Here is a 13,478-nt window from a genome sequence, read left to right as displayed (position 1 = left end):
TTTTGAGGAAGCGCAGCGCCCTAGGAGCATTAGCTTTATCGGCGGTAGCCTATCCTTTTTGGGAGGCACGCCGCCCGCGGTTGCGCCGCTATCAGCTACTTAAAGCACCCGGGACGTCGGGGTTAAAACCAGAAGAGGCTTCGTATATAGACGGAAACCTGCCGGATTTACGGGGTGGATGCTGTCAGGCACAGCGGAGATGTACCGGTAAAGAATCTGCCGCTACAATAGCAAACCGGCAGCTAAATCCTGCCTGGCAAATACGGATACTCCATCTTTCTGACCTGCATCTTTGGTCAGAAAGCGAGTGGCTAACCAAATACGTGGCTTCTCTAGCAGAATTCACCGAGATAGATTTTGTGGCTTTAACCGGGGATAACTTTTGCGACGCCTCGGGATTAGAAATGCTGCGACGCGCCCTCACCCCTTTAATGAAGCTGCCCGGAGCCTTTGTATTTGGTTCTAATGACTACTATTCGGGGCAGTTCAAAGTACCATTACACTATTTTTTCCCGGAAAAGAAACCAAAACTTCGTCGCGTCCCCGACCTTCCAACTGCTGAATTCCGCGAGTTCTTAACCTCGGGAGGTTGGTCTGATCTCAATAATCAGGTGGATACCTTGACGATTACCTCTCCCACGCGGCAAGGACGAGCGGCTCAGGAGATATCCGTAGCGCTTTCCGGTACCGATGATCCCCATATCGGACGGGACGAGGCGGTACAGGTACCTGATACCTGGGGGAAAGCCGATTTTCGTCTCGCCCTCACCCATGCCCCCTACGCCCGTGTCCTTGACCAATATGCGGCTTGCGCAGCTGACCTGGTACTGGCGGGGCATACCCACGGGGGTCAGGTTTGCCTGCCGGGCTTAGGGGCTTTAGTCAATAACACTGATTTACCGCTTTCCTATTCGGGAGGAGTCCATTCCTGGCGAATAGGCACCGTGCCGAATCCGACGCCTCGGGTACGTCTTGGAAAAACCTATCCCCCAGTTGAACTGCAAGTACTTCGGAGCCAGGCGGGAATTTTAAACCCGACAGCAGCGAGGCAAACTACGGTACATATTTCCCGAGGTTTAGGAACCTCCAAGTTTACGCCGGTGCGGCTAGCATGCCCGCCCGAGGCCGCTATCATCACTATTTCCGGGCTTTCCGCGAATAAATAGCTGGATAAATCTGCCGGAACCATAAAGGGCAAACAGCCGGGAAAAGCCAAAACCTCCGGTTTTTAGATACGTCACGCAAAATATCAGGGGATGCAGTTTTCCCCTGTTCGCTGCGGGAAAGAAGCCTCTTTAGCAGGTAAAGCCGATTTGCGGTAGAATGGTGTCCGGAAAATTTGTATTTGGGAGCCTGTAAGTTATGACATTTGAAATCGGCCAGACCGTTGTTTACCCCCATCACGGTGCCGCGGTGATCGAAAATATCACTACCCGCAAACTCAAAGGTGAAGACACCACCTACCTGATGCTCCGGGTCACCAATGGAGATATGACTATCCAGGTGCCAGCAGCAAATGTGGATATGGTAGGGGTTCGCGATGTGGTTGACGAGGAAGGACTCAAAGAAGTGCTTGCCGTGCTACAGGAGCCTCATATTGAAGAGCCCTCCAACTGGTCGCGTCGCTACAAGGCCAATGGCGAAAAAATTGCTACCGGAGATATTTTGAAAGTCTCGGAAGTAGTGCGGGATTTAACTTTCCGTGACAACGAACGCGGGCTGTCTGCAGGGGAAAAACGGATGTTGGCTAAAGCGCGGGCAATCCTAATTTCCGAACTCGCCCTAGCTAAGGACGAGGACGAGGAAGCCGCCTCCGATCGCCTCGATAAAATCATGGAAGAAGCCCAGGTAGAACACGACCGGGTCAATAACAAGTAAGGGCTAAAGGACTGGTTATGGGGCGCAGCATCTACTGCGTCGTGACGGCTGCCGGTTCCGGAACTCGGCTAGGTAATCCCGGGCCGAAAGCGCTGGTAGAGTTGGCTGGCGAATGTCTGCTGCATCATGCTCTGCGCACCCTCGAACCCCTGGAAGGTTTAGCAGGAGTGGTGATTACTGCTCCTCGGGACTACCTGGAAACTTTCACCCAGGTTGCCCGGGAGGCTTCCCTGTCCTACCCCTGGAAAGTTGTTGCCGGCGGCTCCACTCGCCAAAACTCTGTCTACCTGGGTTTACAAGGACTATTGAGTTTTGATAGAGGCGCCCGGCAGGTGTGCGCTAATGACCCAGAAGCAATCGTTTTGATTCATGACGCCGCACGCGCCCTCACCCCCCTAGAGCAGTTCCAACGGGTTTGCAGGGCGGTCGCATCCGGATGCCCCGCAGTAGTGCCTGCCACCGAGTTGGTCGATACCGTACGGGAAGTCGCGGGCGAGAGCTTTACCCGCCAAGAGGTAGCAATTACCCCTGCCGGTGCCACCCCCGATCGTTCCCGCTTGCGCTGCGTGCAAACCCCACAAGGATTTGCGGGAAACGTTATTTTTGCCGCTCACCAGCAAGGACGCGAGGAAACTAATACTACAGGCGGAGCTCTAGATGATGCTATGTTGGTGACACACCTGGGTTACCCACAATACTTTGTAGCGGGGTCGCGGCGAGCAATGAAAATCACCTATCCCTTGGATTTACATCTAGCCACCTGGATGGCGCAAAATTCGAACCGAGAATGAGAGCAGAAAAATTATGGCTGACAACGGTGACAACCAGAAACATTTACCAGCAGAAAACCATGACCGCACCAAAGGCAAAATATTAGCTTGGTCGCTGTGGGATTGGGGTTCCGCTGCCTTCAACGCGGTGGCCACCACCTTTGTTTTCACCGTTTACCTGACCACCAAAGATTTATTCGCCCCCGGAAACCGCGCCACCACTGATTTATCGATTGGTCTAGCTTTCGCGGGACTGGTGATTGCCCTGGTAGCACCAGTTTCTGGGCAACGCGCTGACCATAAGGGGCGCGGCACCCGGATGCTGGCACTGTTTTCTGCCCTAGTCACTATCTGCATGGCGCTAATGTTCGCGGTCTACCCCACCTCTCCCCTCGGAAAAACCGGAGCGCTGTGGCTAGGGGTAGCGTTGCTATCTTTTGGAAATATCTTTTTTGAGTTCGCATCAGTAAACTATAACGCCATGCTGGCACGGGTTTCCACGAAAGAAAACATGGGTAAAGTCTCCGGAATCGGCTGGGGTATGGGGTATTTAGGCGGAATTATTTTACTGGGGGTGCTCTATGTCGGTTTCATCTCCCCCGAAGTGGGCTGGTTCGGGGTAACTGGTGAAAACTTCCTTAATATCCGGATCGCCATGGTCTTTGCCACCATCTGGTTCGCGGTGTTCTCGATTCCGGTGATTGTGGCGCTGCCCGGACGCCGCCGCGGCGCGGATGGGAAACTCCATCCCGTGACTATGGCAGGGGTCGATTCCCAAGACCAAGAACCTATTGGGGGTTTGGCAGGAGTTAAAGCCGCCTATATTGAACTGTGGGAAACCATTAAACGTCTAGCAAAAACCGCCCCCGAAATTTTACGCTTCCTGATTGCCTCCGCGATTTTCCGAGATGGCCTCGCCGGGGTGTTTACCTACGGAGCCATCCTGGCCTCCACCGTTTTCGGTCTAAGCGGCGGTCAGGTAATGATTTTCGCAATCGTCGCCAACGTAGTAGCAGGAATCGCCACTATCGCTTGCGGGGCGGCCGATGACTTTTTCGGTCCCAAAAAAGTAATGATTTTTTCTCTCGGTTGCATGACCACCCTGGGTCTAATCCTCTTTTTTGCCCATAACGGGGGCGCCAAGATTTTCTGGTCTTTCGGGCTGTTGCTGTGTATTTTCGTCGGCCCCGTGCAGTCGGCCTCCCGCTCCTTCCTGGCTCGGATTATTCCTAAAGGACGCGAGGGCGAACTTTTCGGACTTTACGCCACCACCGGGCGCGCGGTTTCTTTTATGTCTCCAACCTTATTTGCCCTGTTCGTGTGGATCGGGAAGCTTTTCGTGCCCGCCGGTGCTAGCTCCCAGCATTTTGGAGTTTTGGGGATTACTCTGTTACTGGGGGTAGGGTTCGCTCTGCTGGCTCCCCTAAAAGCCCCACAGCGCCCTCAAAAATAAACAAACCTGCCTAAATAGGGCAAGCCGGAAACTATTTGTGGACAGGAATCTCGCCAGAAAACCAGACCTGGGCAACCCCACAACAACAACTCCTAAACACGCTACGGCTCCCCTTAGCTCAAAGAAACCCTAGCGTCAAAAAGTGGTAAGTGACACAATGAGGACATGCATGCGGAAATTAGGGTAAATCCCGGTTATAAGGAGTGGGTATGATTTCCCTGGTTCTGGTGTCGCATTCATTTGCGTTAGCCGCTGCCGCCAAAGAGTTAGCGATGCAGATGATCAGCACCAAAACTGCCCCTAAAGTGCTGTTGGCAGCAGGTATTCGCAAAGGTGAAAATTTGGAGCTGGGTACTGATACCCAGCAAATCAGTGCAGCTATTGAAGCAGCCGACAACCCCGACGGGGTACTGATTTTGGTGGACTTAGGTTCGGCGCTGCACAGTTCGCAGATGGCACTAGAGCTGGTAGATTCTGACCTAGCTGATCGCTGCCTAATCTCCTCTGCCCCTCTAGTGGAAGGGCTGGTGGCTGCCCTGGTAAGCGCAGCTAGAGGCGCCAACCTGAAGCAAGTTGCCGCCCAGGCGCGGGGAGCTTTAGCGGAAAAAATTGACCACCTTGGCGAGCAGGAAGAATCCGATTCTGCAGGCAAAGAAGAATCCGTAGCAGTTACTACCCCTAGAGCCTTAGGGGCAAATCCCTTTTCTGACCCGGATGCCGCCATCCTCGTCCTCAAAATTATTGATCCCCACGGAATGCACGCCCGTCCCGCTGCCGCCATCGCTAGAGCCCTCGATGCTACCAAAGCTGCAGTTTATGCGCGTAAAGGTGGGGCTTTCCGCACGGTGAACGCCGCCTCGCTAACCCAGGTGAGTGCCCTGGGGATTGGCGAAGGCGAAAACCTGGAGCTGTGTACCTCAGATCCCGATGCCCAACACATTTTCAGCGCTATTCGCCAAGCACTATTAGAAATCGACCCCCCGGTGATTGCCGACCCCTCCTGGGGGAAGAACGAAAATGCAGTTAACGGCATTTCTTTGCGGCTTTCTCCGAAGGTTTCTGCCCCGCGGGATCCGGCTCGCAACGGCGACCAGATTGTTATCGGGTACGCGATGCTACTAGGCGGTCAAGAGGACGCCGAGTTTTATCGAGTAAGTCCCAACGAGGGCGAGGCGGTAAATAACGCACGGAAGGCGGTTAAGGCCTATCTGTCTTCGCTGGGGTCAGATTCGATTATTAAAATGCAGATTGGACTGGTAGATGACCCCGAGTTGCGCACAGAGATTGCCCAGGAAATCGCGGGCGGAGTCAATGCCTTTAATGCGGTAGATAAAGCCTATAGGGCGGCAGCAAATAGGATGCGCAAACTCGATGACCCTTACCTGGCGCAACGGGCAGCCGATTTCAATGCGGTATCGCGCCTACTAAAGAAAGCGTTAATCGGTCAGGAACTCGATAATCTCGATGAGCTGATTAAGAAACATTCCACCCCGGCGGTGCTAGTAGTTGACGAACTTGATGCGCCTTTAGCAGCCAGTTTGCCCCCGGAAATCGAGGGGGTAGTTACCCGTAGTGGAGGCGCTACCGGGCATGGCGCGATGGTGGCCGCTGCCCGGGGAATCCCGGTCTATGCTGGTCTGAAATGGGGAGTTCACGATGGGGACACTATTATTTTTGACCCGCGTACTAAACACCTAGAAGTTAACCCCAAAGCCAGGGTGTTTGCCCACTGGATAGAGCTGGCTCGCGAGCGGGTCGCCATCGCCAGCAAAGCCTTAGAGCTACTGGAGGAACCTGCACTTACCCCTTCTGGTAAACGAATTCCGGTACTGGTCAACGTGTCTACCGCTACCGAGGCGATCAAAGGCGCCGAAGGGTGCGGTCTTTTACGAACCGAAACTTTATTTGCCGGTTACCAAATAGCGCCTTCCCGCAAGCAGCAGGCGGAAGTCTACGCGAGGCTTGCCCGCAAACTGGGGCAAACCACTATTCGACTTTGGGATATTGGAGCAGATAAGCCACTACCATTCGCTAAACAACCCCCGGAACCAAACCCGTTCCTAGGGGTGCGCGGGGTGCGTTTGCTGCGCAAATTCCCGCACCTAGTGCGCGAACAGCTGGGGGCAGTCCTGGACGCTAACCAAACTTTAGAGGCTGCTGGACTGGGTAAACCGCTGCGGGTAATGATTCCTATGGTTAATCATGTGCGGCAGGTGGACTGGGTACGTTCGCTGCTTGAAGAGATCACCGCCGATACTTTCGAAATGGAAGAGGATGTCCGTCCTGTAGAAATCCCGTTAGAACTGGGGATAATGCTAGAGACCCCCTCTGCTGCTCTGCGGATGGCAGAGTTCACTTCGGCAGTCGACTTTGTGTCGGTAGGCACCAATGATCTGTGTCAATACGTTGCCGCCGCGGATCGTGAAAACTCGCAGGTAGCAGAGCTGGCTGATGAGGTACGAGAAACCGTAGTAGAAATAATCCGTGAAGTAGTGCGGCTGGCACATAGCGCTGAAAAACCGATTGAGGTGTGCGTATGTGGAGATATGGCCTCTGATCCGGCTTGGACAGGCAAGCTGGTGCAGGCGGGAGTGGATTCGCTTTCAGTGCGGGCGGGCATGATTGCGATGATAAAACAAACTATTCGCCAGCTGTAACCCTTATTTCTGTTTCTTCCCACGCTGCCGACACCTCGAGCGTGGCGAAAATAACCGTTCTACCTGGTGGAAAAGTTTGGAAAGCGGAGGGAAGGCTAGATAGACTGACACGGTGCCTAAGGCATTTTGCCGCTATAGCTCAGCTGGTAGAGCAACGCTCTCGTAAAGCGTAGGTCATCGGTTCAAGTCCGATTAGCGGCTCCGGTTTCCTACCTGCGGGTATTTTTCCGCAGTCTTTCACCAATTTTTCTGGCGTGAGCAATGGTTAAATGCGAAATCAGATGGTTTTTCACCCCGAGGAAAAGTCATTTACCAGGCATATAAGAAGCAGTTAGGATAGGGCGCAGGAGGTAGCAGTTGGCTAATAGTATCGATAATCCCCAGAACCTGGAACTAAAAATTGGGGGGATGAGTTGCGCGGCGTGTGCGGCTCATGTTGAAAAAGCCCTCAATAAAATGCCGGGAGTCAGCGCGTCCGTTAACTATGCGACTGAGAAAGCCACTATTTCCCAAAGTGGTGATTTTGGCGCGAAAGATTTTATAAAAACCGTGGAAAAGGCGGGCTATAGCGCATTTGCGGGCGGGGCTTCGGAAAATGAAGACGGGCAAGAAAACCCGAAGACCAACGCGGAGGAACTGGCAGGGCTTAGGCGCCGCCTAATTATTTGCGCCCTCCTGGCGGCTCCGGTAATAACTTTGGCGATGATTCCGCCCCTGCAATTCCCCTATTGGCAATGGGTGTCTTTGGCTCTAACTGTTCCGGTGGTGCTGTGGGGAGCTTACCCGTTCCACCATGCGGCGTTTGTCAACGCCCGTCGCGCCACCACCACTATGGATACCCTGATTTCATTGGGTACTTTAGCTGCTTTTATTTGGTCTTTATACGCCCTGTTCTTAGGGGATGCTGGCCGGATAGGCATGACCCATGATTTCCAGCTGCTCGCTAGCCCCGGGGAAGCTGCCAGCCACATTTACCTAGAAGTTTGTTCCGGGGTGACTCTTTTTATCCTAGGCGGACGCTATTTTGAGAAACGCGCCAAAGTACGTGCCGGGGATGCACTGCGTTCACTCGCCGAAATGGGGGTGAAAGAAGTAACCGCGCTGCGAGCCGGACAGGAAGTAAAGATCCCGATCAAAGAACTTGGCGAAGGTGAAGAATTTATTTCTCTGCCGGGTGAAAAAATCGCTACCGATGGAGTGGTAGTCTCCGGGGTCAGCGCCGTCGATAATTCCTTGCTAACCGGGGAGTCAGTCCCGGTAGAGGTAGGAGTAGGTGACCAGGTTACCGGCGCAACGATCAACACCTATGGCCGCCTGGTAGTTCGCGCCACGCGGGTGGGTTCACAGACGCAACTGGCTCAGATTACCCGCCTAGTAGAACAGGCGCAGGCCGGTAAAGCCCCGATTCAACGCCTGGCAGATCGGATTTCCGCAGTTTTCGTGCCGGTAGTGATCGCGATTTCGCTGCTTACTTTGCTGATCTGGTTAATATTTTCAACCCCGGTTACCGCTTTTACCTGCGCGGTTGCGGTGTTGATTATTGCTTGCCCTTGCGCCCTAGGGTTGGCTACCCCTACCGCGTTGCTGGTGGGAACCGGCCGCGGGGCTTCGCTAGGGATTTTAATTAAGGGCGCGGAGATACTGGAATCTACCCGGCAAATCGACACCGTCATCCTCGATAAAACCGGGACGGTAACCAGTGGCAATATGGAGTTAGTCAGTATTTATCCCCGCGATGACTTCCAGATTTTACAAACTGCCGCTACTTTAGAGGGCGGTAGCGAACATCCCATTGCCAGCGCGATTACCCGCGCGGCCCGAGAGCAAGGACTTACCTCCCCTAGCAGCGAGGTGCCGGCAGATTTTACCAACTCTGCTGGAGGAGGCGTGCGCGGCACCGTTGAGGGGCAGCAAGTTCTGGCGGGAAACCAGCAGTTCGTTCGTGATGCCGGCGCAAAGATCCCCGAAGAAATGCTCACAGCACTTAACCAGAGCAGAAGCCGCGGGGAAACCACGGTGCTGGTAGCGATTGCGGGCGAAGTGAAGGGAGTGTTGGGGGTTGCTGACCGCATAAAAGAAACTAGCCCCCAGGCGATCTCGCTGTTTAAGGAATTAGGACTCACCCCGGTGCTACTGACGGGGGACGGGGAAACAGTGGCTCACCAAGTAGCCAAGCAAGTGGGCATTACCGAGGTGATCGCCGAGGTTAAGCCGGAAGACAAAGTGGTGGCAGTTTTCCGTAAACAAGGACGGGGCGCCACCGTAGCCATGATTGGTGATGGGGTTAACGATGCGGCCGCGCTCGCGCAAGCAGATTTAGGAATCGCGATGGGCTCCGGCACCGATGTGGCGATACAAGCCGCCGATATTACTTTGATGCGCCCAGATTTGCTGGCCGCGGTAGATGCGATTCGGCTTTCACGCCGCACCCTAAAAATCATTAAAGGGAATCTGTTTTGGGCGTTCGCCTACAATGTTGCCGCCATACCGCTGGCAGCCCTGGGGTTACTTAACCCCATGCTTGCGGGAGCCGCAATGGCTTGTTCCTCGGCATTTGTAGTAGGAAACAGCCTACGCTTGCGCTCTTTTGAGCCGGTGAAAGCCCTCAGCTAGACGTTACTGAGCCGGGCGTTCCCCATCTTGCCAAACCCACTGGGGACCATCGTTATGGTAGCCCGGGCGAGTCAGGATTCCACTTTCGTACTCAATCATTAGATCTGGACCATTTGCCCAAGCCTGACCGTCAACTATTAGGCTCCAGCCGTGGGGATAGGGACTTTGCCAAATCAAAGTAACATTCGGGTTGGCCGCCCCATTGCGCAGCGCCGAATCCTTCGCGTTCTTGATTACTAGCCGCCCATCCTCTAATAGCGGATCTACGGTATGCACTTTCACATGCGCCCCGTAGGGCAAAGTAATTAAAGAGGCCGAGTTGAAGCAGGAAATAGCCTCTGCCAATCTATGAAACGGTACCGGAATAGTCATCTGTCTTTCCTCTCTAAAATCCTGACGGCAGTTAACACCACAAGTAGTTAACGGATCGCCCGATTCGAAAGCGCCAGGTGCCGAAGCCAAAGTGGCGCCCCAAAATCCCGTCTATACTTGCAGCTTACCGGAAAAGTCTGTTAGCTAATAGAAAATGCCACAGCCGAACTTAGGATTTCCTCAATCCTAGGCATCATTGATTCGCCAATAGTCCTGGTAACGGTCGAAATGGTCGAAAGCATCGTGGATTATGGCGCTGCGCGAATACCCCATCACATCATAATCTTGATCATTATCGGGCAAATGTACTTCCAGGCGGGTAGAACGGGGAGTGCTGGGGGCAGAACCCGCATAGATAGTATTCGCGGTATCTACTGCCAAAATTCGGTAAACAAACTGGTCAGGACCTTTGAAGGCAGTTAATTTAAGACGGTCATAGATGCGGGCTTGTAGATCTACTTGCTCGAGGGGATCATTATCTCCCCGGACGACCTCGGCGGGAATCCCCTGTTCGTTAAGTTCTGTGGCAAAGGCTCGCAAAGCCGGTTCAGCCACTTTATCCAGGTAGACCTGAGCTTCTAGGGGGGTTACCTGCCCGAAGGTTCGCGTAATCCGATCGCGCCAATTGCTTTCTATTCGCCCGGCAATAGACCCGGTTCCCGCCAAAATATTGCGGGCTGAGTGCGCCCGCAACTGCCGGGCACGCCGATCTTGTTTTAAGGCTCTGGCCAGGCCTATCATCACTAGGATCATTACTAGCGAGAACGGCAGTCCCATGATGATGGTGGCGTTTTGTAGCGCTGGGATGCCCCCAACTATCAACATCCCGATAGTTAACAGCCCGGTTACTGCCGCCCAAAAAATTCGCAGCCAACCGGGAGCATCGGAGCGTACCGTCGGGAGGAATGCAGACAGGTTCGCCATAATCAGGGCGCCCGAGTCCGCGGAAGTTACGTAAAACAGCAGACCTACGAAGGTGGCTAGACCCATAATGAATACCGCTGCCGGGCATTGTTGCAAAAGCAGATAAAAACCCATTTCGGGAGCTTTTAGAGTGGCGTCTGCGAAGGATTTATCTCCGCTGCGAATCAGGTCGATGGCGGCGTTACCAAAAATAGCTACCCACATGAGGACGTAGGAGAAGGGAATCAGCATGGTTCCGACTACGAATTCCCGCAGGGTACGCCCTCGGGAAATCCGCGCCAGGAACATTCCCACAAAGGATGCCCAAGCCACCCACCACGCCCAGAAGAACAGCGTCCAAGCCGACATCCAGGCACTGACGTCATTGTAGGCGAAGGTTTCGAGGGCGCGGCGCGGGAAAGACCACACGAAGTCCCCGATGTTCATCACGATGGCGTTAAGGAGAAAATCTGTTCTTCCAGTGATGAAAACCCATGCTGCCAGGAACAGGGCTAATACCACGTTGAGTTGACTGAGGAAACGGATTCCTTTATGGATTCCGGTAGTTGCAGAGATGGTAGCCATGGCTACCGCTAGGATCACTAACCCCACCTGAGCGGGGATCCCCTGCTCAATACCGAAAAGGATTTGCAGCCCCACATTTAGCTGCACCACCCCGATTCCGAGGGTAGTGGCTACCCCGAAGATGGTTCCTAGGATGGCGGCTCCATCAACGGTGTGACCGAGGGGACCGTCAAGTTTGTCACCAAAAATTGGATGCAGCGCGGAACGTACCGAGAGTGGTTTCTTCCGGCGATAGGCGAAATACCCTAACGCCATTCCCATCAGGGCATACATTCCCCACCCGGTGATGCCGTAATGGAAAAGAGTCCAGACCGTGGCCTCCCGGGCGGCCTGGATAGTTTCCCCTTTCCCCACCGGAGGCTGTATATATTGGCTGACCGGACCAGCTACCGAGAAAAATAGGATATCAGTGCCGATACCGGCAGCAAACAGCATGGATGCCCAAGAAAAAGTGGAAAACTCCGGACGCGAGTTAGGCGGTCCCAGCCGGGTTTCCCCGTAACGGGAAAACCCGAGGAAAAATACAAAAACTAGAATGATGGCGGCAAGTACAATATAGAACCAGCCGAACCATTTGGAAATCGCCGCGACCGCTACCCCCAACACATCGGCGGCACTGGTGGGGGAAAAAAGTGCCCACAGTGCGATGGCAAGGATACCTGCCGATGATCCCAGGAAAACTGGGAAGTTTACTTTTGCCTCACCCTGTCCATCTTCCGATATTGCGGATGTCGGCTCAGTTGGGGTTTCACCTACAGATTCGCTCATAGAAACCGTCCGTCCCATATTGTCTTCGCCTGCCACCTTCAAAAGTGACAGCTAGTTGTATCTCTAGGTTAAAATACCAGGTTTTTCCCACTGCTTATTTAGCGGTATCAACATGGGGGAAATTTCCTCACTCGCACTAAAAGGGAAAGAAACTGACGTTTCTCTCCCTCTTGTGCTCGCTCGTCGGGGTATTCGGCGGGACGCCTACGGCCCCTTCCTCACTCGCACTAAAAGGGAAAGAAACTGACGTTTCTCTCCCTCTTGTGCTCGTTCGTCGGGGTATTCGGCGGGACGCCTACGGCCCCTTCCTCGCTCAACACAAAAGGGAGAAAAACTGACGTTTCTCTCCCTTTCGGTCTCGCTCGTCGGGGTGACAGGATTTGAACCTGCGACCTCTTCGTCCCGAACGAAGCGCGCTACCAAGCTGCGCCACACCCCGCGTAACTCCCATATTGTAGGCAGACCCTCGGTAAATCTAAAAATCACCTGCCCAGATTCCGGCGGATGTCACATAAAAAACGGAACCGGAACCAGAAAATTTCCCACTTTCTCAAAAATCAAAACCAAAAACTGCCAAGAGCTAATCCTGCTGCCGCCGCCAGCAGCGAGAGCGCCCACACCAAAAGCAACGCCCCCCAGGCGCGATGCCAGTTTCCCCGTTCGGTGACCGAAAAAATATCGAGAACGAAAGTGGAGAAAGTAGAAAACCCCCCAAGAAAACCGGTGGCTACAAGCGTATAGAGCCGGCTATTTGCTTCCAGATTCCCGCCAACCACAGCGGCTATCAGCACCCCACCCAACAGGCAGGCCACCACATTCACCAGAGCAATTCCCCCGGCAGGATGGCGTTTTTCTAGCTTTAACCAGGTCACATCCAAACCCCAACGACAAAGCGCCCCCACTCCGCCACTAGCCCCTAACACCAGCATAAAACCTAACCCACTCATCAGCGTACCTGCCCGCGCCCGCTCTTAGCGCGCCCTCCCGGAGAGTCTTTGGTAGCCAGGCGATATCCCAGCCCCGCGCAGAATACTCCCACTACCAGCAGGATTAAAGCCAGGACTGCCGCGGAGTAAAACTTTCCGTTCAATGCCCAAAAACTACTGTTCAAAGGAGTTTTTTCGCCACTAACCGCCGCGATTCCAAAAGCCGAAAAAGTGGTGAAAGCCCCTAAGAATCCGGTGGTAATCCCTAGTTTAATCCGCGTACCTAGAAGGTGCAGACGGGTACCTTTGCGATTAGCGCGAGTCTTAAAATATCCCAGTAAGAACGCACCCACCAGATTCGCTAAAATCACCCCAAAAGTTAGCGCCGACCAGGTGAAATAGCTATTGGAAATCGACAGGGTGCAGGTATCTAAGCCCCAGCGCGCCCAAGTTCCTGCCATGCCCCCCAAAAAGATGGCAACGCCATCGGCTATAAGAATAGCTGCTGGGCGCCTCGCCCCCGGATTTTCCCTGCTCATCCTCTGAAATCTCC

The 13,478-nt window shown here is 53.9% G+C and carries 10 protein-coding genes and 2 tRNA genes; 7 read left to right on the top strand and 5 right to left on the bottom strand.

The genetic code is table 11. From position 1 onward, the window contains the following. Positions 1-2 precede the first annotated feature (2 nt). The 7 genes from BQ5456_RS05795 (at position 3) to BQ5456_RS05765 (ending at position 9,371) form a co-directional block, all read left to right on the top strand. Complete coding sequence (locus tag BQ5456_RS05795; protein WP_071129158.1) at positions 3-1,166, top strand: metallophosphoesterase; 1,164 nt, start codon at positions 3-5, stop codon at positions 1,164-1,166. 196 nt (positions 1,167-1,362) lie between these two features. Further along, entirely contained in the window at positions 1,363-1,878 is a 516-nt protein-coding gene (locus tag BQ5456_RS05790) for a CarD family transcriptional regulator (protein WP_071129157.1), read from the top strand. Between the two features lie 17 nt (positions 1,879-1,895). Further along, a complete protein-coding gene (locus BQ5456_RS05785; RefSeq protein WP_071129156.1) occupies positions 1,896-2,669 on the top strand; it encodes an IspD/TarI family cytidylyltransferase in 774 nt (257 codons plus the stop codon). Positions 2,670-2,682: 13 nt separating this feature from the next. Then, positions 2,683-4,101: an MFS transporter gene (locus tag BQ5456_RS05780; RefSeq protein ID WP_083378392.1), complete on the top strand. Its 1,419-nt coding sequence runs from the start codon at positions 2,683-2,685 to the stop codon at positions 4,099-4,101. Between the two features lie 209 nt (positions 4,102-4,310). After that, the gene (locus BQ5456_RS05775; RefSeq protein ID WP_071129155.1) at positions 4,311-6,758 is read left to right on the top strand and encodes a putative PEP-binding protein; all 2,448 of its coding nucleotides are present in this window, start codon (positions 4,311-4,313) and stop codon (positions 6,756-6,758) included. Positions 6,759-6,886: 128 nt separating this feature from the next. After that, positions 6,887-6,959, top strand: a tRNA-Thr gene (locus tag BQ5456_RS05770). Positions 6,960-7,115: 156 nt separating this feature from the next. Further along, positions 7,116-9,371 carry a heavy metal translocating P-type ATPase gene (locus BQ5456_RS05765; RefSeq protein WP_268872099.1) on the top strand — a complete coding sequence of 752 codons (2,256 nt, stop codon included), beginning with the start codon at positions 7,116-7,118 and terminating at the stop codon, positions 9,369-9,371. Between the two features lie 3 nt (positions 9,372-9,374). On the opposite strand, the gene BQ5456_RS05760 is transcribed toward BQ5456_RS05765, so the two are convergent. From BQ5456_RS05760 to BQ5456_RS05740, 5 genes are all read right to left on the bottom strand, one after another. Continuing rightward, positions 9,375-9,743, bottom strand: a complete 369-nt coding sequence (locus BQ5456_RS05760) for a hypothetical protein (RefSeq protein ID WP_071129154.1) — start codon at positions 9,741-9,743, stop codon at positions 9,375-9,377. 186 nt (positions 9,744-9,929) lie between these two features. Continuing rightward, complete coding sequence (gene betT, locus BQ5456_RS05755) at positions 9,930-11,999, bottom strand: choline BCCT transporter BetT (protein WP_071129153.1); 2,070 nt, start codon at positions 11,997-11,999, stop codon at positions 9,930-9,932. Between the two features lie 365 nt (positions 12,000-12,364). Continuing rightward, positions 12,365-12,438 (bottom strand) — tRNA-Pro (locus BQ5456_RS05750). Between the two features lie 118 nt (positions 12,439-12,556). Continuing rightward, complete coding sequence (locus BQ5456_RS05745) at positions 12,557-12,946, bottom strand: fluoride efflux transporter FluC (RefSeq protein WP_071129152.1); 390 nt, start codon at positions 12,944-12,946, stop codon at positions 12,557-12,559. Next, entirely contained in the window at positions 12,946-13,464 is a 519-nt protein-coding gene (locus BQ5456_RS05740) for a fluoride efflux transporter FluC (protein ID WP_071129151.1), read from the bottom strand. Before BQ5456_RS05740 ends, BQ5456_RS05745 begins: the two co-directional genes overlap by 1 nt. Between the last annotated feature and the right edge of the window lie 14 nt (positions 13,465-13,478).

Origin of the sequence: Varibaculum massiliense (assembly GCF_900106855.1) — a bacterium.
Classification (GTDB): domain Bacteria; phylum Actinomycetota; class Actinomycetes; order Actinomycetales; family Actinomycetaceae; genus Varibaculum; species Varibaculum massiliense.
Note: the sequence above shows the minus strand (reverse complement) of the source record. Positions and strands in the feature narration are given on the sequence as shown.

Coding starts and splice junctions, on each gene's coding strand:
- BQ5456_RS05740 (WP_071129151.1), bottom strand. CDS start 13,464: ATGAGCAGGGAAAATCCGGGGGCGAGGCGCCCAGCAGCTATTCTTATA.
- BQ5456_RS05745 (WP_071129152.1), bottom strand. CDS start 12,946: ATGAGTGGGTTAGGTTTTATGCTGGTGTTAGGGGCTAGTGGCGGAGTG.
- BQ5456_RS05785 (WP_071129156.1), top strand. CDS start 1,896: ATGGGGCGCAGCATCTACTGCGTCGTGACGGCTGCCGGTTCCGGAACT.
- BQ5456_RS05775 (WP_071129155.1), top strand. CDS start 4,311: ATGATTTCCCTGGTTCTGGTGTCGCATTCATTTGCGTTAGCCGCTGCC.
- BQ5456_RS05790 (WP_071129157.1), top strand. CDS start 1,363: ATGACATTTGAAATCGGCCAGACCGTTGTTTACCCCCATCACGGTGCC.
- betT (WP_071129153.1), bottom strand. CDS start 11,999: ATGAGCGAATCTGTAGGTGAAACCCCAACTGAGCCGACATCCGCAATA.
- BQ5456_RS05780 (WP_083378392.1), top strand. CDS start 2,683: ATGGCTGACAACGGTGACAACCAGAAACATTTACCAGCAGAAAACCAT.
- BQ5456_RS05760 (WP_071129154.1), bottom strand. CDS start 9,743: ATGACTATTCCGGTACCGTTTCATAGATTGGCAGAGGCTATTTCCTGC.